We start from the raw sequence: 19,825 nt of genomic DNA on the forward strand, positions 1-19,825 counted from the left end.
ATAACAACAGCGGCATGACCGCATACAGAACTGGAAGAGGTAGAGGATGCGTAAGATCAAAGGGTTACGCTGGTACATGATTGGGCTGGTGACGCTCGGCACGGTACTGGGCTATCTGACCCGCAACACGATTGCGGTGGCGGCACCGACACTACAGACCGAGCTGCATATCACCACGCAACAGTACTCCTATATCGTGGCGGCCTACTCGGCCTGCTACACACTGATGCAGCCGGTGGCAGGCTATGTGCTCGATCTGCTCGGCACCAAAATTGGCTATGCGGTGTTTGCCGTGCTGTGGGCGATCTTCTGCGCGGCCACGGCGATGGCGGGCAGCTGGGGCGGCTTTGCTCTGGCGCGCGGCGCCGTCGGGGCGGCTGAGGCCGCGATGATCCCGGCGGGCCTGAAGGCGAGCAGCGAATGGTTTCCGGCCAAAGAGCGTTCGGTGGCGGTCGGCTACTTCAACGTCGGCTCCTCCATCGGCGCGATGCTGGCTCCGCCGCTGGTGGTCTGGGCCATCATGGCGCACAGCTGGCAGATGGCCTTTATCATCACCGGCGTGCTGAGCATGGCCTGGGCGCTGTGCTGGCTGCTGTTTTATAAACACCCGAAACAGCAGAAGAAACTGAGTGAGGAGGAGCGCCATTACATTATCTCCGGTCAGGAGGCGCAGCATCAGACCGGCAATACCCGCAAAATGTCGGCGCTGGAGATTATCCGCAACCGCCAGTTCTGGGGGATTGCTCTGCCACGTTTTCTGGCCGAACCGGCGTGGGGCACCTTTAACGCCTGGATCCCGCTGTTTATGTTCAAGGTTTACGGTTTTAACCTCAAAGAGATTGCGATGTTCGCCTGGATGCCGATGCTGTTTGCGGATTTCGGCTGCATTCTGGGTGGCTACCTGCCGCCGCTGTTCCAGCGCTGGTTTGGCGTCAACCTGATCGTCTCCCGCAAGCTGGTGGTGACGATGGGCGCGGTCCTGATGATTGCGCCTGGCACCATCGGCCTGTTCACCAGCCCCTATGTCGCCATCGCGCTGCTCTGTGTGGGCGGGTTTGCTCATCAGGCGCTTTCCGGTGCGCTGATCACCCTCTCCTCTGACGTTTTTGGCCGCAATGAGGTTGCCACGGCCAATGGCCTGACCGGCATGGCAGCCTGGACCGCCAGTACGATGTTTGCGCTGGTGGTCGGCGCACTGGCTGATACGCTGGGCTTCAGCCCGCTGTTTGCCGCGCTGGCGGTGTTCGACCTGCTGGGTGCGGTGGTGATCTGGACCGTACTGAAAAACAAACCGGTTGCCGAACTGAGCGCTGAGGCCGCCCTGCCGCCTGCGAATGCCGTTCGCAGCTAACCCACCGGGCTGGCATACGCCAGCCCATTTCCTCCCGCCGCCTGAAGTGGTATAACAACTTATCTGTTTTGCTATCAGGACTGTGCCATGGACCTCACCGAATCCCGTCGACTCTACCAGAAGCTGGCCAGCGAGCTGAAAAGCCGTATTGAAACCGGGATCTACCCGGTCGGTGACAAGCTGCCCGCTGAACGTCTGATTGCCGAAGAGATGGAAGTGAGCCGCACCGTGGTGCGCGAAGCGATCATCATGCTGGAAGTGGAAGGCTATGTGGAGGTCCGTAAAGGGTCGGGCATCCACGTCATTGCCAGCCAGCAGCAGAATCGCATCGCGCCGACCAGCAGCCAGCTGGAGTTCGCGACGTTCGGTCCGTTTGAACTGCTGCAGGCACGTCAGCTGATTGAGAGTAACGTGGCGGAGTTTGCCGCCACGCAGGTGACGCGACAGGACATCATCGACCTGATGGCGATTCAGGAGAATGCCCGTAAGGAAGATCACTTCCGCGATTCAGAGTGGGATATGCAGTTTCATGTCCGCATCGCCCAGTCCACGCAGAACAGCGCGTTAGCCGCCATCGTTGAAAAAATGTGGCTGCATCGTCAGCACAATCCCTACTGGCTGAAACTTCACGAACATATCGACCAGCGCAGCATTCTCAGCTGGTGCGACGACCACGATCAGATCCTCAAGGCCCTGATGCGTAAAGATCCCGCCGCCAGCAAACTGGCGATGTGGCAACATCTGGAAAATACTAAACAGATGCTGTTTAACGCGACGGCGGATGATTTTGAATTTAATGTCGACCGATACATGTTCGGTGAGAATCCGGTCATCCTTCCTGACGGCTCCAGCCACGCCCGCTAAACAGCCTGAACGCGCCGGTGAGGGTCAGTTAATCTGCAATAGTGTCAGGTCATGTAAAGCTCCTTTTTACACGCCGTTTCACAAGGTAAAACTCCTGTTCGTCAGCGAGTTTTCCTGTCTCAGACAGGTGATTTTTGTTACAGTTATCGCCCTTTTATTACCCTTTGAGACAGGGGGTTATAAAATCGCTGATTTAACAATCAATTCTGGAAGGATCCGGAAAATCCCGCCCAGGCTGCGCTCCTAAAATTTATAACGACATGCCGGTCTGCGTTTAAGTCCCTGTGGGACATGTTTAACAATGATGTTCAGGAATGATTGATGGATATTCTGCAAGCGTTGCTGCATGCCCTGTGGCAACAGGATTACGAGACTCTTTCCGACCCCACGCTGGTATGGGCCATTTACGGCGTGCTGTTCATGATTCTGTTTCTGGAAAATGGCCTGCTTCCTGCCGCGTTTCTGCCGGGTGACAGTCTGCTGATTCTGGTCGGCGTGCTGATTGCCAAAGGCACCATGAGTTTCCCCTTAACGATTCTGGTTTTAACCACCGGGGCCAGTCTGGGCTGCTGGGTGAGCTATATCCAGGGTCGCTGGCTCGGCAATACCCCCACGGTACAGAAATGGCTCTCCCATCTGCCCGCCCAGTACCACCTGCGGGCACACAGCCTGTTTCACCGCCACGGCCTCTCTGCCCTGCTGATTGGCCGCTTTATCGCCTTTGTGCGCACCCTGCTGCCTACCATCGCCGGCCTGTCCGGTCTGAGCAACGCCCGCTTTCAGTTTTTCAACTGGGTCAGCGCGCTGCTCTGGGTCGTGATTCTGACCGTTATCGGCTTTGCACTGGGTAAAACACCGATTTTCCGGCGCTATGAAGATGAGATGATGTTCTTCCTGATGATGCTGCCGCTGGCGCTGCTGGTCTTCGGGCTGGTGGGCTCGCTGGTCGTTTTATGGCGTAAACGTCAGGCGAATCAGAACGGGAAAGCCGAGTGATGAAAGCGTTGCAGGCGATTCCAAAACGGTGGATGCCGTGGTTGATGGCGGGCGCGCTGGCGCTGATCGCGCTTTGCGTGGTTCCCGCCCTGATGCAGCACGAGACGGTGGTGCAGATCCGGGTTTCCCATGCGGGCGCGACTCTGCCCGATGGCTTTTATCTCTATCAGCAGCTCAGCGCGCAGGGTATACGTATTAAAAGTATTACCCCGGCGGGCGATGCACTGATTATTCACTTTGACAGCGAAGAACAGAGTCTGGCGGCACAAAAGGTGTTACGCCGCCTGCTGCCACAGGGCTTTATCGTGGCGCAGCACGATCACGCTCAGCACCTTTCCCTGGCCTGATACGCCCCGTCCCTGCTTTTCAGGCCGTCGCGGCATCGCGTGGCGGCCTGACAGACTCTCTATCTCCCGGTCTTCTTTGAACTTTTTACGTTGCGTGTCTATGCTTAACGGAGAGTCGATTCTCAGCATCCGCGATTTGCCTATGATCCCGCTGCTGAACAATCAGGTCGCAAAGGAAGGTACCCAAACGGATGAAATATCACCTATTACTGGGCGTCGCCCTCTTTTCGCTGTCTGGCTCACTGCTGGCCGCCGAATCGCTGTGCGAGCAGAAAGAGCAGGACATTAAGCACGAAATTGAGATGGCGCAGAAGCATAACAATCTGCGCCGGGTCAACGGCCTTGAGCGGGCGCTGACCGAAGTCCAGGCGGACTGTAGCGACAAAAAGCTGGAAGCCGCCCATCTGGAAAGAATTAATGCGCAGAAGCAGAAAGTGGCTGAGCGCGAGCACGAACTCAGGGAAGAGCGTGATGAGGGCCACGACAGGGAGAAGATTGCGAAGCGACAACAAAAACTGGATGAAGCGCGCCGGGAGCTGAAAAAGTTACAGGCGGAGCCCTATTAATCGGAATTAATCTACTGATGTTAAAGGAGTATTTTATGTCTAAAGACACATCATCGGAACATCTGCGTGCTGAACTGAAAAATCTGGCTGATACCCTGGAAGAGGTGCTGAGCAGCAGCACTGAAAAATCGAAAGGGGAGCTGGATAAGCTTCGTAATAAAGCGCGTGTGGCGCTGGACAGCTCACGTGAGCGCCTGGGTGAATCAGGCGAACGCCTCGCGGCGACAACCCGTGAAGCAGCGCAGAAGGCGGAAGGCTACGTGCGTGAAAATCCCTGGCATGGTGTGGGTATCGGTGCAGCGATTGGCGTCGCACTGGGCATGCTCATTTCGCGTCGCTGATTATGGCTGATTCACAGCAGAACCACGGCCCGGCTAAAGGGGTCATTAACATCGGCCAGCGTATTGTCACCACGCTGGTTGGCATGGTCGAGACGCGCGTTCGTCTGGCAGTGGTGGAACTGGAGCATGAGAAAGCCAACCTGATACAGCTGCTGTTGATGGTGGGCCTGACGATGCTGTTCACGGCGTTTGGTCTGATGAGCCTGATGGTGCTGATTATCTGGGCAGTGGATGCGCAGTATCGCCTGATGGCCATCGGGATCACCACCGGGACCCTGTTCCTGCTGGCGGTTATCTTCGGACTCTGGACCCTTCACAAATCCCGTCAGTCCACGCTGTTACGCCACACGCGTAAAGAGCTGGAGACTGACCGTAATTTGCTTGAGGAGCAGCGCTGATGAGTCGCCGCGAGCGTGAAGAACGCATCCATGAACTGCTTAAGCACGTGCAGCAGCAGCGGCTGGATTTAAGCGCGGCGCGGCGCGACTGGCTGGAAAGTACCGCCCAGTACGATCGGGGCTGGTTCACGTTCCTGAGCTTACGTCGCTATCTGGCGATTGGCAGCAGCGCGCTGGCCGTCTACTCGATTCGCAGTCCTAACCGGCTGCTGCGCTGGGCCAAGCGAGGATTTGGCGCCTGGAGCACCTGGCGCATGATTAAATCCGCCCTGCCTCCGCGTTAACTCTCTGAAAAGCCGGTCCTGAAAAGACCGGCTTTCTTCATCAGATTTTCTGAAAAACACTGACAGTTTTTCCTGCTTACAACCTTTTCACGCCGCGATTATCATCTCCAGCTATCAACCCAATGAAAGGCATCACTGCTTTCAGCGGGCACAAACCCTGCGGGCAGCCTGCCCTGCACTACTGATAACGCTGGAGTAAATGATGAAAAAATTCGAAGATACTGGTCTGTTACTGGCTCGCATCCTGATGCCAATCCTGTTCATTACCGCGGGCTGGGGCAAAATCACCGGTTATGCAGGCACCCAGCAATATATGGAAGCGATGGGCGTGCCCGGCTTTATGCTGCCGCTGGTTATCCTGCTGGAGTTTGGCGGCGGTCTGGCTATCCTGTTTGGTTTCCTGACCCGTTTTACCGCGCTGTTCACTGCCGGCTTCACCATCCTGACCGCGTTCCTGTTTCACAGTAACTTTGCCGAAGGCGTGAACCAGCTGATGTTCATGAAGAACCTCTCTATCGCCGGGGGTTTCCTGGTGCTGGGTCTGGTGGGTCCGGGCGCATACAGCATTGATCGCCTGATCAGCAAAAGAAAACCGCAGGCGATTGCGCACTAATCTCACATAACGTGTAATGCCACATATACTTAGCAGGGCGGGGACATTTCCCCGCCCTGTTTGCTTTGGAGCCATTATGGGACAGTTAATTGATGGTGTCTGGCATGACACCTGGTACGACACCAAATCGACCGGCGGACGCTTTAAGCGCTCAGAGTCCGCCTTCCGCAACTGGGTGACCGCCGATGGCAGCGCAGGCCCGACAGGCAAGGCGGGGTTTACCGCCGAACGCGACCGCTATCATCTCTATGTCTCGCTGGCCTGCCCCTGGGCGCACCGCACGCTGCTGATGCGTCAGCTGAAGGGGCTGGATAACCTGATCGACGTCTCGGTGGTGCATCCACTGATGCTGGAGAATGGCTGGACGTTTGACGATACGTTCCCGGAGGCAACCGGCGACAAACTCTATCAGAATGACTTCCTCTATCAGCTCTATCTGCACGCCGATCCGCACTACAGCGGTCGCGTCACAGTGCCGGTGCTGTGGGACAAGCAGCAGAACACCATCGTCAGCAACGAGTCTGCCGATATCATTCGCATGTTCAACAGTGCGTTTGATGCGGTGGGTGCGCGCGCCGGGGATTACTACCCGGTTGCCCTGCGTGAGAAGATTGATGAGCTGAACGGCTGGATCTACGATACGGTGAACAACGGCGTCTACAAAGCGGGGTTTGCGACCTCACAGAGCGCCTATGACGAGGCCGTCACCGCCCTGTTCCACTCGCTGTCGCGCCTGGAGCAGATTCTGGGCCAGCACCGCTATCTGACCGGCGATCAGCTGACCGAAGCGGATCTGCGGTTGTGGACCACGCTGGTGCGTTTTGATCCGGTTTACGTCACGCATTTCAAATGCGATCGTCACCGGATTGGTGATTTCCGGAATCTCAGCGGTTTCCTGCGCGACATCTATCAGATGCCGGGCATCGCGGAGACGGTCAGTCTGCCGCATATTCGTCATCACTACTACTGCAGCCATAAAACCATTAACCCGCACGGCGTTATCTCTCTCGGCCCGGCGTTTGACTGGAATGAGCCGCACGGTCGCGATTAAGCGGCATCAGCCCCACGCAGTGGCGCGGGGCTGAGTCTCACCCCGGCGGCGTCCCGCGCCCTCAGCGAAACCCCACCAGAATGTTGTTCACCGCGCTGAAGATCTCATTCATCTGATCCTGAAACAGGGTCGGAAGGTTATACATCAGCAGCAGCGCCCCCAATCCCAGGGTGATGGAGATGGGGAAGCCAATAACAAAGATAGAGAGTTGCGGTGTCAGGCGGTTAAGTAAGCCCAGCGTCAGGTTCAGCGCCAGCAGCAACGTCACCACCGGCATCCCAATCTGCAATCCACTGCTGAAGATCAGGCCCGCAGCCTCGGGTAACCGATAAATCGCGCTGGTCTATCGCCCGCTGACTGAACAGGCCCCGCTCAGTCAGTCCGGTGAAGCGGGTATGGAGGGCGAGCGCTAGCCGGGGCTGACCGACAGCGCCAGAAAGCAAAAACCCCGCCGGAGCGGGGTTTTGTAGTAAGACGTCGAAGCTGACCGTTAAGCCGCGCTCCTTTCATGAAAAGCGTCGTGGACAGTCATTCATCACCGAACGCACGTCGCCAGAAAGCAAAAACCCCGCCGGAGCGGGGTTTTTAGTAAGAAGTCGAAGCTGACCGTTAAGCCGGGTTCTGTCGTGGACAGTCATTCATCTAGGCCAGCAATCGCTCACTGGCTCAAGCAGCCTACCCGGGTTCAGTACGGGCCGTACCTTGTGAACCCCTATTTGGCCTTGCTCCGGGTGGAGTTTACCGTGCCACGAACTGTTGCCAGTCGCGCGGTGCGCTCTTACCGCACCCTTTCACCCTTACCTGATCCCATTTCTGGGCCATCGGCGGTTTGCTCTCTGTTGCACTGGTCGTAGGCTTGCGCCTCCCAGGCGTTACCTGGCACCCTGCCCTATGGAGCCCGGACTTTCCTCCCCTCTGCCCGTCTCCCCACAAGTGAGGACGACGACAAAGCGGCGACTGTCTGGTCAGCTTCGGCGCGGGATAATAGGGCATTCGCCCGCATTTGTCACGCCTCTTGCTGCTCCAGCGCATACTTATAAAGCGCATTTTTCTTTACGCCGTGGATCTCAGCCGCCAGCGCAGCCGCCCGCTTTAACGGCAGCTCTTTCTGCAGCAGCGCCAGCGTTCGCAGCGCATCCGCCGGAAGCGCGTCCTCGTCATCGGCCTTGTGGCCTTCAACGATCAGCACCATCTCGCCTTTGCGACGATTCTCATCTTCTTTTACCCACGCCAGCAGGTCGGCCACCGGCGCGCCGTGGATCGACTCCCAGGTTTTGGTCAGCTCACGCGCCAGCACCACATAGCGATCCCCGCCCAGCTCACTCACCATATCCTGCAGGCTGTCGATCAGGCGGTGGGTGGACTCATAGAAAATCAGCGTGCGCGGCTCCTGCACCAGCGCGCGCAGAGCGTCACAACGCCCCTTGGTTTTGGCCGGCAGAAACCCTTCGTAACAGAAACGATCGGACGGCAGCCCGGCGGCACTTAACGCCGCAATGGCGGCACAGGCGCCTGGCAGCGGCACCACCCGGATGCCCGCTTCGCGGCAGCGGCGCACCAGATGGTAGCCCGGATCGTTGATCAGCGGCGTGCCAGCATCCGAAACTAAGGCTATGCTTTGACCCTCCTCCAGCTTCGCAATCAGCAGTTCAGCCTTGTGCTGTTCGTTGTGGTCGTGAAGTGCGAAGAGTCGCGCATTGATGGCGAAATGTTGTAGCAACAGCCCGGTATGACGTGTATCTTCCGCAGCGACCAGATCGACGCTCGAAAGCACCGTCAGCGCCCGCTGGGTGATATCACCCAAATTACCAATCGGGGTTGGAACGATGTAGAGCGTGCTGGCAGAAATCTCTGCCCGATCGAGTTGTTTCATTGTTTCATCCGAATTGCCGATTTAATATTGAGCATCTTGAAAAAAACATCACTGGATACAGTATGCTTCCTTCAAAAGTCGTTCGTCATAAAGCAGGACGCTTTCTGCCTGTCATTCTTGCTGGGCTGATTTTAGCCGCGTGTAGCGGTCAGGGGCCGCAAACCTCAACCGTCAATATTCAGGGGCCTGCCACAGCCAGCTCCGCTTACTATCTGCAGCAGGCGCAGCAAAGCAGCGATGATAGCAAGACCGACTGGCAATTACTCGCAATCCGCGCCCTGTTGAAGGAAGGAAAGTATCCTGAAGCGACCCAGCAACTGAGTCAGCTGCCGCAGCAGCTCTCTGAGACGCAGCAGCAGGAATCGCTGCTGCTGAAAGCGCAGCTGCTGATTGCCCAGCAGAAGATCAAAGAGGCTGAGCCCCTGCTGGCTGACGTGAAAACCGGTGCATTATCGAAGGATCAACTGGCGCGTTTTTACAGCCTGCAGATCGCCAGTGCACAGGGTCGCCCTTCTCTCTCCCTGTTGCGCACCTATATTGCGCAGGAGCCGCTGCTGACCGGCAGCGACCATCAGGCCAACATCGATGCTACCTGGCAGGCGCTGACGCAGATGTCGCCGCAGGAGGCCAGCAACCTGGTCATTAACGCCGATGAAAACGTGCTGCAGGGCTGGCTCGACCTGCTTGCCGTCTGGCGGGCTAACACCCAGGATGCCGGGATGCTTAAGTCGGGCATCAAAGACTGGCAGACCCGCTATCCGCAGAATCCGGCGGCCAAAACGCTGCCGACGCAGCTGAGCCAGATGCAGAACTACACCAAAGCTTCAACCAGCATTATCGCGCTGCTGCTGCCCATGAATGGTCAGGCGCAGGTCTTCGCGAATGCGATTCAGAAAGGCTTTACTGACGCGAAGAATGGCGTCTCCGCCCCTGCCGCCCAACCGGCCGCCGCACAGCCCGCCGCGACGGATGGCACGGCCAGCACGCAACCGGCAGCCGTCGCCGGCTCGGCTTCCGACCCGATCAGCGCACCGCAACAGCAGGCGGCAGAGGCGACCCCGCAGGCGCAGCCTCAGTCTCAGCCTGCCGCCACCGCCGAACCGGCCAGCAGCGCTCAGATTAAGGTCTATGACACCAGCAGCCAGCCGATTGAGCAGGTGATGCAGCAGGCCCAGCAGGATGGTGCCACCCTCGTGGTGGGGCCACTGCTGAAGAGCAACGTGGAGAAAGTGGCTAACAGTCAGACGCCACTCAATGTTCTGGCGCTTAACGAGCCGGAAACGATCCAGAACCATCCGAATATTTGCTACTTTGCGCTTTCCCCTGAAGACGAAGCGCGCGATGCCGCGCACCATATCTGGGATCAGGGCAAACGCGAGCCGCTGTTGCTGGTTCCGCGCAGCGGTCTGGGCGATCGCGTCACCAATGCTTTCGCGCAGGAGTGGCAGACGCTGGGTGGCGGTACCGTGATGCAGCAGCGCTTTGGCTCGACCGCTGAGCTGAAGCAGGGCATCAACAGTGGCGCGGGCATCAGCCTGTCAGGCACGCCGGTGAATGCGGCCCCTGCCCAGCAGCAGCAGGGTGTGTCCATTGCCGGCCTGACCATTCCGGCACCGCAGCAGAGCACGCCAGAGGCCGTCAGCACCAGCAGCGGCGGAGGCGTCGATGCGGTCTATATCGTTTCCACCCAGGATGAGCTGCAGCTGATTAAGCCGATGATCGCCATGCGCACCGGCAGCCGCAGCAACATTTCGCTTTATGCCAGCTCGCGCAGCGCGCAGGCGGGTGCCGGTCCCGATTTCCGTCTGGAGATGGATGGCCTGCAGTTCAGCGATATTCCTCTGCTCTCCGGCAGCAATCCGGGCCTGATGCAGCAGACCTCGAAGTCATTCAACAATGACTACTCGCTGGTGCGCCTCTATGCCATGGGGATGGATGCCTGGACGCTGGCCAATCACTTTAACCAGATGCGTCAGTCACCGGGTTATACGCTGGATGGCAACACCGGTAAGCTCAGCGCCAACACGGATTGTGTGATCAACAGGAAGTTGACATGGAACCAGTATCGTCGGGGCGAAATCGCACCGGCCAACTGACCCGCCGTCAGACTGGCGCCCGGTATGAAGAAGATGCCCGGCGCTATCTGGAGCAGGCGGGCCTGAAATGGGTCGCCAGCAATGTTCACTTTCGCGGGGGTGAACTTGACCTGATAATGCGTGACGGGCACTGTTGGGTGTTTGTCGAAGTTCGCTACCGCCGCGATGCGCGCTACGGTGGCGCACTCGCCAGCATCACCCGCAGCAAACAGCAGAAGCTGCTGCGCGCTGCCGCTCTCTGGCTGGCGCAACGCGGCGGCAGTTTTGCAACGGTGAATTGCCGTTTCGACATCATCGCCATTACCGGCACGGCGCTCGAGTGGCTGCCGGATGCCTTTAATGCAGACGTTTAGAACCAGGTGGTTGTGTGCAGGAAAGAATTAAAGCGTGTTTTACTGAAAGTATTCAGACCCAGATTGCTGCCGCTGAGGCGCTGCCCGATGCCATCTCCCGAGCGGCCATGACGCTGGTACAATCTCTGCTGAACGGCAATAAGATCCTGAGCTGCGGCAACGGCGCCTCATCCGCCAATGCTCAGCACTTCGCCGCCAGCATGATCAACCGTTTCGAAACCGAGCGCCCCAGCCTGCCGGCGCTGGCGTTAAGTGCAGACAACGTGATGCTGACCGCGATTGGTAACGATCGCCTGCACGATGAAATTTATGCCAAGCAGGTGCGCGCGCTGGGCCATGCAGGCGATGTACTGCTGGCCATCTCAACCCGTGGCAACACCCGCGATATTGTGAAGGCCGTTGAAGCCGCGGTAACACGCGATATGACGATCGTTGCGCTTACCGGGTATGATGGCGGTGAGCTTGCCGGACTGCTGGGCCCGCAGGATGTGGAAATCCGCATTCCCTCACACCGCAGTGCCCGGATTCAGGAGATGCATATGCTCACCGTTAACTGCTTATGCGATCTGATCGATAACACCCTCTTTCCCCATCAGGAATGACCGAAGGAGCACGAATGAAAGCATTGAACGCTATCGCTATTCTGTTAACCGCCATGCTGCTGCAGGGCTGTGTCGCCGTGGTTGCCGGTGGCGCAGCGGTTGCCACCAAAACCGCCACCGACCCGCGTACGGTCGGCACGCAGGTGGATGACGGCACGCTGGAGCTGCGCGTCACCAATGCGCTGGCGAAAGATCAGCAGATCAAAACCGATGCCCGCGTCATCGCCACCGCCTATCAGGGCAAAGTGCTGCTGACCGGTCAGGCGCCGTCGCAGGAGATCGCCAATCGTGCCAAACAGATCACCATGGGCGTGGATGGCGCCACCGAGGTCTATAACGAGATCCGCATTGGTCAGAAGGTGACGCTTGGCACCACCTCGTCAGACACCTGGATCACCACCAAGATCCGCTCGCAGCTGCTGGGCAGCGATCAGGTGAAATCCTCCAACGTGAAGGTGACCACCGAGAATGGCGAAGTGTTCCTGCTGGGTCTGGTGACGCAACAGGAAGGGCAGGCGGCGGCCGATATCGCCAGCCGCGTCAGTGGCGTGAAGCACGTCACCACCGCCTTTACCCTACTGAAGTAACGCGTAAGACGCAAAAAAGGCGGCCATGGCCGCCTTTTTTATTGCCTGAGGATCAGACCGGGATGTCGATGACCAGTGCCCGGGTCGCCGTTTTCGCCGTCAGCGTCAGCAGCGACTCTTCCTGAAGAAAGGCACCGTCGCCGCACCCGAGCGCTTCCCGATGCGCTGCACCCGATCGGGCTTCCAGCGAACCGTGAATCGACTGCAGATAGGCGCGCGGCCCCTGCAGATGCAGCGCATGCTGCTCGCCCGGTGCCAGTTCGACCTGATGGATCCACACCTGCTGACGCAGTTGCAGGCTCTCATCCACGCCATCCGGCGAGGCGATCAGCTGAGAGGTGCGGCCCGCCGTAAGGGCCAGTTTCTGCATCCGCGGATTCTCACGCTCCGGGCAGGCGGCCAGCCACAGCTGCATACGGGTCAGCGGGCGCTCTTTGCTCAGGTTGATTTCGGTGTAACTGACCCCCGGCTGGGCTGAGAGCAGCAGCACCTCCCCTTCCTGCACGCTGATCGTGTTACCTTCGCTGTCGCGATACTCCGCTTCGCCCTGCAGCACGATGTTAAGCACATCGACCTGCGGATAGGTGCGCGGCTGAAAGGCGGCCCCTGGTGCCAGCACTTCCTGATTCAGTACGCGCAGTGACGCGTAGCCCATCAGTTTTGGATCAAAATAGTGGCCAAAAGAGAAACTGTAGCGAGCCTGCAACCAGCCAAAGTCGGCCTGGCCACATGCGGACGCACTGCGTGTCGTTATCATTATTTACCTCCGGCATCCGGTGACAAGGATCGGTCACGGACTCTATGCACACATGGTAAAAGTCTGGACGCCGGATTGTTAGCCAGTTAATCTGCCGGGCATGTTCAAATTTCCTGACAGAGAAACGCGATGGCTAAAGAGCGTGCGTTAACCCTTGAATCGTTACGCGTAATGGATGCGATTGATCGACGTGGTAGTTTTGCGGCAGCGGCCGATGAGCTGGGCCGTGTGCCCTCTGCACTCAGCTATACCATGCAGAAGCTGGAAGAGGAGCTGGATGTGGTGCTGTTTGACCGCTCCGGCCACCGCACCAAATTTACCAACGTGGGACGCATGCTGCTGGAGCGTGGCCGGGTGCTGCTGGAAGCGGCCGACAAGCTCACCACCGATGCCGAAGCGCTGGCGCGTGGCTGGGAAACCCATCTGACCATCGTGACCGAAGCGCTGGTGCCCATCGACGCCCTCTTTCCGCTGGTGACGCGCCTGGCCGACAAAGCCAATACCCAGTTTTCGCTGGTCACCGAAGTGCTGGCGGGGGCATGGGAGCGGCTGGAACAGGGCCGGGCCGATATCGTCATCGCCCCCGATATGCACTTCCGCGCCTCAACCGAGATCAACACCCGCAAGCTCTATACCATGATGAGCGTCTATGTCGCCAGTGCCGACCATCCGATCCATAACGAGCCGGAACCGCAGTCTGAAGTGACGCGGGTGAAATACCGCGGCATTGCGGTGGCGGATACCGCGCGTGAGCGCCCGGTGCTGACCGTGCAGCTGCTGGATAAGCAGCAGCGCCTGACCGTCAGCAGCATGGACGACAAGCGCCGTGCGCTGCTGGCGGGTCTGGGCGTGGGAACCATGCCCTATCCGCTGGTGGAGCAGGATATTGCGGAAGGCCGCCTGCGGGTCGTGAGTCCGGAATATACCCGCGAGGTCGACATTATTATGGCGTGGCGGCGGGACAGCATGGGCGAGGCCAAAGCCTGGTGCCTGCGTGAGATCCCGCGCCTGCTGGCGAAGAAAAACTGACGGCGGCAGAGCCTTGCGCTAAGAGCGGCTCAGGCAGTCCATCGCCACCGCTCTGAAACTGCTGAAGTCAGTGCTCTCCCGCAGGCGGATCATCGCCCTTTCCCGCAGAAACGTCACAAACAGATCGTAGATCGCCATCGCCTCTTCATATTCGCTTTTGCTGATCGCCAGCAGGAAAATCACATAGGCGGTGTCGTCGCCCCAGGCGATGCCCTGCGGGGCCAGCACGGTATAGACCACGGTTTTCTTCGCCAGCAGCCCCAGCGAGTGCGGCAGCGCAATGCCTTCGCCGAGCATGGTGCTGACAATCGCTTCGCGCTCCTCCACCGACGGATAGAAAGCAGCATCCACGAACCCCTCCGCCTCCAGCTGATCGCACAACTGCCGGAACAGTTCAGACTGGGTCATTGGCCTGTCGACGATATGAAAGTGCTGAGCATCAAAATATTTCGTCAGCATATAGGGACGGGTACGATCCACCAGCACCAGCTTGCCGATCTGCTCCAGCTGAAACCCGGTGGGAAACGGTGACATCACCACCACCGGTTTCTCTTTTTCGCTGAGCCGGATGGTCGAGATCACAAAGTCCTCATCGATGCGGCTGCGCGCCTCATATTCACGCTGAGAGAGGCGTGCCGTCACCTTCAGCTGCGGGTATTTGCGCAGCAGCATCGCCTCAATCATCCGCAGCGTCGAGTTACCGCTGTCGCAGACCAGCAGCACCTGGGGATGACGCTGATAGCCCACGTCATAGTGGCGCTCCAGCCCGACACCGATGTGCAGCACCAGAAAGCCAATCTCATTCTCGCTGATGACGTAAGGGGTATATTTCCCCCAACTGGTCACCGCCGCTAAGGTGACATCATAGGCCATGGGATAGTGCTGCTTGATGTTGCTGAGCAGCGGGTTAGGAATATGGATCTGGTAGCGCACCCGGGTGATCATGGTCTTGATATGGGTCAGCAGATCGGCACGCAGTTGCTGATCGTTCTGCAGATTAAAGTTGTAGTAGGTGTTGATGAAGCTGAGCAGGTAATCCACCAGCGCATCGGCGTCATCCGCATTGATGGCGCTGGGGGCGATAGCCTGAATGCGCCGTGCCGCAATGTTGACCCGCAGCCAGTTCTCTTCAGCCGGTGAGATCGGTTTACTGACCAGCGGGCGCATCAGCGTAATCAGCTGGTGCGCCGCTTCGCGCACATCATCCCCAATCTCCTCAGCGCCCGGATCGTTAAGCGGATAGCCTTCGCTGATACGGCGCACCGCCACCGCACAGTAGATCCGCAGATAGCGTTCTCCCTCATCGCTGAGGCGGATATTGTGTTCAGCAAAGCAGCGTTGCAGCAGCGGCTGGAGGGTTTCCAGCATACCGCTGTTGAGCGCTTCAATGGTCAGCAGCGGACTCTCCGGCTGTGACTGATCGATTTGCCACAGCAGATCGGTCAGGCAGGTTCGGATCGCCACTTCGCTGCCGAACAGCTTCATGCCGTAGTGGGGCTTGCTTTCAATCGTCAGGTGATAGCGTCCCAGCCACTCGCGCACTTCCGCCATATCGTTCTGCAGGGTGGCGCGGCTGACAAACCACTCCTCGGCCAGCTCTTCAAGTTTCAGCGAATAGGCCGCGGTGAGAAACCGGGTCAGCAGATAACGGATGCGGTCAGGCGACGTGCGCGGGATGCGCAGCGGTGAGGCGCTGTGTTGCTGCAGATGCTGAAAGCGCTGAGCATCCTCAATCTTCAGCTGATAGCCCGCGCCGCGGCTCAGGACGAACTGCGCACCATGTTCAGCCAGCAGCGCATTCAGCGCCGTGATGTCGGTGCGTACGGTGCGGGTCGAGACGGCAAAACGCCGCGCCAGTTCATCCTGAGGCAGCGTTTCGTTTTGCAGGGCATCAAACAGTTGCGCAAGGCGCTGATTGGGAAATCTCACGACAGTTACCTGTTTACAGAGAAAATCAGGGAAACGGAAACTCAGCCTACGGGGATCGTGACGCAACGTCCATGTTGCGTGCGCGGCCTGCCACCCGATCGGCCTGCCGCGCGGCGCGATCCTCAGGGCAGCAGCGTTTTACAGATCGCCAGCAACCGCTGCACATCCTCGATCCGGGTTTCACCACTCGCTTTGTCGATGATCGAACTGTAGACGTGCGGGATCACTTTGCTGACGCCCGCTTCCAGCGCAATGCGCACGATCTCGCCGACATTCTCCAGATCGATGCCGCCGGTGGGCTCCAGCCAGAAATCCATTTTTGCGCAGGCGTCTGCCACGGCGCGATATTCATCCACCGCCTGTAAACCGCCCATCGGAAAATATTTCACCGAGCTGCCGCCCATATCCTGCAGCATGGCAATCGCGGTTTCGATCGGAACGATCCCGTCAGGCTGTGTTGCGCTGCGCGGGCCGGTCGAGATTTTTACCTTACCCGGCGTGCCGGTGGGTGAGATCAGACCGTTGACGACGGTCTGTGACTGGCCCAGCAGCGCCCGGCTGGTGGCCACGCCGGTGAAGACCTGATTGACATGCTGGGGTTGCAGCACCTCCGCCAGCTCACTCACCATCTGTGACTGCCGGGGATCGCCCGCGCCCAAGCCAATTGAGAGTGCGTTGTCGATCAGCGCAGCGTACTCGCTCATGTCGGCGATGGCAGCGTCATTGCTGGCATAGTTTTTTGACAGCACGCCGACCAGCACATGCCCTTCGGCCGCCTGCCAGATGGCACGCGCATTCTCTTTTGATCCCGCCAGTACGTTAAGGCAGAGACGATCCTGATAGAAGTTGGGGGTCAGCGTCATGCGGTTTTCTCTCCGGTTAACAGCGTCTGAATACGGGTGAAAATGGTGTGCAGTTGATCGGCGCTGACGCTGCGTACGTCCGCCTCAATGATCCCTTCATTGGCTTTGTAGCCACGGAAATAGATCGCGACGTCGCCGTTTTTCAGCGCCTGCACCAGATCGCCGGTGCGCTGCCCGATCGCCGCTTCGTCAAATTTGATCTCTGCACGGGCGATGTCACGTCCGGCGGCATCCCACACCACGCGGGCCGTGACGCCATTCAGATGGTTCAGCTGTTCGATGAACGGTGTCATTTTTTCCACCATCTGCGCGCCGCTGATTTTTGGCTGAGTCAGATAGTTTTCAATTGCGTGGGTCAGGCCGAGAATGCCCTCTTTGCCGACTTTCATTGCACGGCCAATCCCGTTGGTCTGGCGTTTGACCCACTCAACGTAGTGGTGGCGGCCAATTACCAGGCCGCTGGTCGGGCCTTCCAGCGCTTTTGCACCGCTGTAGATCACCAGGTCGGCGCCCGCCTCGTAGTAGCACTGCAGATCCTCTTCCGCGGCCGCATCGACAATCAGCGGGACGCCGTGCTGGCGCGCAACGGCGGCAGCCTGCGCCACATCAAGGTGACTCTTCTGCACGCAGTGATGCGATTTCACATAGAGGATCGCCGCGGTCTGTGGGGTGATCGCTGCCGCCAGCTGCGCGGGCGAGCACTCATTGCTGTAACCCGCCTCCACCAGCTGGCCGCCTCCCAGCGCCACCATGCTGCCGACCGGTGCGCCGTAGTTCACGTTATGCCCTTTCGGCACCACAATCTGATGCGGGACGCTGAGCGGCGCGGCATGCAGGTTATCCAGCAGCCAGTCGTCATCTTTTACGATGACCGCCGCCACGCTCTGGGCGATGCCTGCCGAGGCACAGGATACCACCACCGCGTTCTCCACCTTCAGCAGACCGGCGATGTAAGCCCCGGTTTTATCGACCAGGTCTTTCATTTCGAAGTAGTGATCGAGGCCATATTTCACCGTGTCGATCACGTCGCTCGACGGCGTGGAAACGCCGAGAATCGTCATACGGCCAGAGGCGTTAATCACCGGCTTCAGGCCATACTTTTCATAAACCGAGGTCATGTGCTGCTCCTTCTTCTGTCGCGATCCACTGACCCGCGACGACTGCCGCCAGCGGGACCAGATGCTTCTCACCGGTCACCGTTTCACCTTCTGAATCGATGAAGGGCCGGTTTTCCTCTTTGACGCTAAAAATGGTCAGGTCGGCGTCATAGCCGACTTTCAGCTGCCCCTTGCGCGGCAGCCGCAGCCCTGCCGCCGCGTTGACCGTCACGCAGTCAATCACCTGCGGCAGCGTCATGCCGACGCTGAAGAATTTCGACATGACATGGGCCAGGCTGTGAACCGGGCCAGCCAGACGGTTACGGCAGTAAATGTCAGAGCTGATGGTATCGGGCAGAATGCCCTGCGCTATCGCCACCCGGGCGACCTCAAAACTGAAACTGGCGCCGCCGTGGCCGACATCAAGCTTCACGCCGCGCGCGATAGCCTGTTTAACGGCGGCCTTGAGTTCGCCCTGCGGCGTCAGAATGCGGTTGGGTTTGCCGTTAAAGCAGTGGGTGATGATGTCGCCCGTGGTAAGCAGATCCGCAATCTGGTCAAGATTGGGCGGATTGTTGCCAATGTGGACCATCAGCGGCAGCCCGCCGCTCTGCTGCTGAATCGCCTTCGCGCGGATCAGCGGCTGGATACCGTTTTCACCCACCACGCTGCTGCTGATGCGCGCCTTCAGCCCCACGATAAAATCGGGCAGCCGGGCCACCGCCTGCTGCACCGCCTCGCCATCGATCTGCCTCATGTCGGCCAGTTCGTTCTGGGTGACGATACCGGTGCGGGCGATGTTGATCAGGGCATAGACCTGGGTTTGAGCTGCGCGGGTCAGCTGGTAAAAGTCATCAATATGATCGGCACCGGTGCTGCCCGCATCGACTACCGTCGTCACGCCGTGGGCCACGCCTATCGCATCGGCTTCATCATGGTAGATGGGGGATTTGGGATAGCAGTGAACGTGGGAGTCGATCCAGCCTGCGCTGAGGTAGTAGCGACCCGCCAGATCGCGTTCCTGGCGTGCGCTGCCCTGCACCCGGCCAACGGCGGCGATGCGGCCATCCTGCACCGCGATGTCGACCACCTGCTCATCGCTGAGTCGTGCAGCGCGGATAATCAAGTCGTACATGGTTTCTCCTTAACGGCAGCCCGCTACCGGGCTGCCGGTGAGATCAGAGCGCGATCGGGAAAATCGCACCGAGGATCATGGCGCCGAGGATGGCGCCACCGGTGATCGGCTTGTTCCAGAGATAGAACAGCAGCGCCCCCAGCAGTGAACCCAGACCAATCGGAATCGACGCCGTCATGGCTGACAGGATAATCAGCGGGCCGAGGAAGCGTCCGGAGGCATTACCCGCACCCATCATGACGTCTGCGCCGTAGGTGGAGTCGCTCTGATTGATGGTGAATTTACGCGCCAGGATAATGACGTAGCCAATCGCCACCCCAATCACCAGACCCGTCGCCAGCGAGGCGGCAAAGTTCGCCACCGGGAAGACGATACCCGCGCCCAGCAGCAGGGCCGGAACGCCCAGGCCGACACCGGTCTGAATCGCGCCGCCGATATCCAGAATCCCCACCAGCGACCCTTCGATAATGCGGGCGAACAGGAAGCTGGCGCCAAAGGCGGCGACCGCGCCGTAGACGCCGGTCTCCATGCCAGAGCGCAGCATCGACACAAACGCCACTTCATTGAACGCGCCGATGCCATAGAGGTAGTACATGTGGGTTCCGGCAAACACGCCGGCGGAGAGCAGGCCAACAAAGATCGGGAAAGACCAGTCGGCGTACCAGAAGCCTTTATTTTCGTTCATTGCATCGC

Annotated in this window: 23 protein-coding genes and 1 other RNA gene; 15 read left to right on the forward strand and 9 right to left on the reverse strand. The window is 58.9% G+C overall.

Annotation, left to right across the window (positions count from 1 at the left end):
- Window positions 1-46: 46 nt before the first annotated feature.
- From S7A_RS01590 to S7A_RS01635, 10 genes are all read left to right on the forward strand, one after another.
- Window positions 47-1,351: an MFS transporter gene (locus tag S7A_RS01590; protein WP_009087354.1), complete on the forward strand. Its 1,305-nt coding sequence runs from the start codon at window positions 47-49 to the stop codon at window positions 1,349-1,351.
- A gap of 87 nt (window positions 1,352-1,438) precedes the next feature.
- Window positions 1,439-2,215 carry a transcriptional regulator ExuR gene (exuR, locus tag S7A_RS01595; protein ID WP_009087356.1) on the forward strand — a complete coding sequence of 259 codons (777 nt, stop codon included), beginning with the start codon at window positions 1,439-1,441 and terminating at the stop codon, window positions 2,213-2,215.
- 321 nt (window positions 2,216-2,536) lie between these two features.
- The gene (locus S7A_RS01600; protein ID WP_009087358.1) at window positions 2,537-3,211 is read left to right on the forward strand and encodes a DedA family protein; all 675 of its coding nucleotides are present in this window, start codon (window positions 2,537-2,539) and stop codon (window positions 3,209-3,211) included.
- Window positions 3,211-3,558: an EnvZ/OmpR regulon moderator MzrA gene (gene mzrA / locus S7A_RS01605; RefSeq protein ID WP_009087359.1), complete on the forward strand. Its 348-nt coding sequence runs from the start codon at window positions 3,211-3,213 to the stop codon at window positions 3,556-3,558. Before S7A_RS01600 ends, mzrA begins: the two co-directional genes overlap by 1 nt.
- A 191-nt stretch (window positions 3,559-3,749) precedes the next feature.
- Window positions 3,750-4,124, forward strand: coding sequence for a DUF1090 domain-containing protein (locus S7A_RS01610; RefSeq protein ID WP_009087362.1), 375 nt, complete (start codon window positions 3,750-3,752; stop codon window positions 4,122-4,124).
- Window positions 4,125-4,159: 35 nt separating this feature from the next.
- Window positions 4,160-4,465 carry a YqjD family protein gene (locus S7A_RS01615; protein WP_009087364.1) on the forward strand — a complete coding sequence of 102 codons (306 nt, stop codon included), beginning with the start codon at window positions 4,160-4,162 and terminating at the stop codon, window positions 4,463-4,465.
- 2 nt (window positions 4,466-4,467) lie between these two features.
- The gene (locus S7A_RS01620; protein ID WP_009087366.1) at window positions 4,468-4,863 is read left to right on the forward strand and encodes a phage holin family protein; all 396 of its coding nucleotides are present in this window, start codon (window positions 4,468-4,470) and stop codon (window positions 4,861-4,863) included.
- The gene (locus tag S7A_RS01625) at window positions 4,863-5,147 is read left to right on the forward strand and encodes a YqjK-like family protein (RefSeq protein ID WP_009087368.1); all 285 of its coding nucleotides are present in this window, start codon (window positions 4,863-4,865) and stop codon (window positions 5,145-5,147) included. Before S7A_RS01620 ends, S7A_RS01625 begins: the two co-directional genes overlap by 1 nt.
- Before the next feature lie 202 nt (window positions 5,148-5,349).
- The gene (locus S7A_RS01630) at window positions 5,350-5,760 is read left to right on the forward strand and encodes a DoxX family protein (protein ID WP_009087370.1); all 411 of its coding nucleotides are present in this window, start codon (window positions 5,350-5,352) and stop codon (window positions 5,758-5,760) included.
- 76 nt (window positions 5,761-5,836) lie between these two features.
- The gene (locus S7A_RS01635) at window positions 5,837-6,811 is read left to right on the forward strand and encodes a glutathione S-transferase family protein (RefSeq protein ID WP_009087372.1); all 975 of its coding nucleotides are present in this window, start codon (window positions 5,837-5,839) and stop codon (window positions 6,809-6,811) included.
- Window positions 6,812-6,872: 61 nt separating this feature from the next.
- On the opposite strand, the gene S7A_RS01640 is transcribed toward S7A_RS01635, so the two are convergent.
- The 3 genes from S7A_RS01640 to rsmI form a co-directional block, all read right to left on the reverse strand.
- On the reverse strand, window positions 6,873-7,100 hold the full coding sequence (locus S7A_RS01640; protein ID WP_050544646.1) for a flagellar biosynthetic protein FliR: 228 nt from the start codon (window positions 7,098-7,100) through the stop codon (window positions 6,873-6,875).
- A gap of 305 nt (window positions 7,101-7,405) precedes the next feature.
- Window positions 7,406-7,784: RNase P RNA component class A (rnpB, locus tag S7A_RS20590), an RNA gene on the reverse strand.
- 33 nt (window positions 7,785-7,817) lie between these two features.
- Window positions 7,818-8,684, reverse strand: coding sequence for a 16S rRNA (cytidine(1402)-2'-O)-methyltransferase (gene rsmI, locus S7A_RS01645; protein ID WP_009087377.1), 867 nt, complete (start codon window positions 8,682-8,684; stop codon window positions 7,818-7,820).
- 62 nt (window positions 8,685-8,746) lie between these two features.
- On the opposite strand from rsmI, the gene S7A_RS01650 reads away from it, so the two are divergent.
- Genes S7A_RS01650 through dolP form a run of 4 tightly spaced genes read left to right on the forward strand, consistent with a single transcriptional unit; the run spans window position 8,747 to window position 12,322 of the window.
- Window positions 8,747-10,780: a penicillin-binding protein activator gene (locus S7A_RS01650; RefSeq protein WP_009087379.1), complete on the forward strand. Its 2,034-nt coding sequence runs from the start codon at window positions 8,747-8,749 to the stop codon at window positions 10,778-10,780.
- Window positions 10,738-11,133, forward strand: coding sequence for a YraN family protein (locus tag S7A_RS01655; RefSeq protein ID WP_009087381.1), 396 nt, complete (start codon window positions 10,738-10,740; stop codon window positions 11,131-11,133). The genes S7A_RS01650 and S7A_RS01655 overlap by 43 nt, the downstream gene beginning before the upstream one ends.
- Window positions 11,134-11,147: 14 nt before the next feature.
- Window positions 11,148-11,735 (forward strand): DnaA initiator-associating protein DiaA, encoded by a 588-nt coding sequence (diaA, locus tag S7A_RS01660; protein WP_003855538.1) that lies wholly within the window; start codon window positions 11,148-11,150, stop codon window positions 11,733-11,735.
- 14 nt (window positions 11,736-11,749) lie between these two features.
- On the forward strand, window positions 11,750-12,322 hold the full coding sequence (gene dolP / locus S7A_RS01665) for a division/outer membrane stress-associated lipid-binding lipoprotein (protein ID WP_009087383.1): 573 nt from the start codon (window positions 11,750-11,752) through the stop codon (window positions 12,320-12,322).
- 52 nt (window positions 12,323-12,374) lie between these two features.
- Here the strand turns inward: dolP and S7A_RS01670 are convergent, their stop codons facing one another.
- Window positions 12,375-13,079: a pirin family protein gene (locus S7A_RS01670; protein ID WP_009087384.1), complete on the reverse strand. Its 705-nt coding sequence runs from the start codon at window positions 13,077-13,079 to the stop codon at window positions 12,375-12,377.
- Window positions 13,080-13,208: 129 nt separating this feature from the next.
- On the opposite strand from S7A_RS01670, the gene S7A_RS01675 reads away from it, so the two are divergent.
- Window positions 13,209-14,108, forward strand: a complete 900-nt coding sequence (locus S7A_RS01675; RefSeq protein ID WP_009087386.1) for a LysR family transcriptional regulator — start codon at window positions 13,209-13,211, stop codon at window positions 14,106-14,108.
- 18 nt (window positions 14,109-14,126) lie between these two features.
- Here the strand turns inward: S7A_RS01675 and S7A_RS01680 are convergent, their stop codons facing one another.
- The 5 genes from S7A_RS01680 to S7A_RS01700 all read right to left on the reverse strand — a co-directional run bounded on the left by S7A_RS01680 (window position 14,127) and on the right by S7A_RS01700 (window position 19,817).
- Complete coding sequence (locus S7A_RS01680; protein ID WP_009087389.1) at window positions 14,127-16,037, reverse strand: transcription antiterminator; 1,911 nt, start codon at window positions 16,035-16,037, stop codon at window positions 14,127-14,129.
- Between the two features lie 122 nt (window positions 16,038-16,159).
- Window positions 16,160-16,900, reverse strand: coding sequence for a KDGP aldolase family protein (locus S7A_RS01685; protein ID WP_009087391.1), 741 nt, complete (start codon window positions 16,898-16,900; stop codon window positions 16,160-16,162).
- Window positions 16,897-18,018: a DgaE family pyridoxal phosphate-dependent ammonia lyase gene (locus S7A_RS01690; RefSeq protein ID WP_009087393.1), complete on the reverse strand. Its 1,122-nt coding sequence runs from the start codon at window positions 18,016-18,018 to the stop codon at window positions 16,897-16,899. The genes S7A_RS01685 and S7A_RS01690 overlap by 4 nt, the downstream gene beginning before the upstream one ends.
- On the reverse strand, window positions 18,002-19,132 hold the full coding sequence (locus S7A_RS01695; RefSeq protein ID WP_009087395.1) for an amidohydrolase/deacetylase family metallohydrolase: 1,131 nt from the start codon (window positions 19,130-19,132) through the stop codon (window positions 18,002-18,004). The genes S7A_RS01690 and S7A_RS01695 overlap by 17 nt, the downstream gene beginning before the upstream one ends.
- A gap of 43 nt (window positions 19,133-19,175) precedes the next feature.
- Complete coding sequence (locus S7A_RS01700; RefSeq protein WP_009087397.1) at window positions 19,176-19,817, reverse strand: DUF4310 family protein; 642 nt, start codon at window positions 19,815-19,817, stop codon at window positions 19,176-19,178.
- Between the last annotated feature and the right edge of the window lie 8 nt (window positions 19,818-19,825).

This window comes from Pantoea sp. Sc1 (assembly GCF_000255315.1).
GTDB lineage: Bacteria > Pseudomonadota > Gammaproteobacteria > Enterobacterales > Enterobacteriaceae > Pantoea > Pantoea anthophila.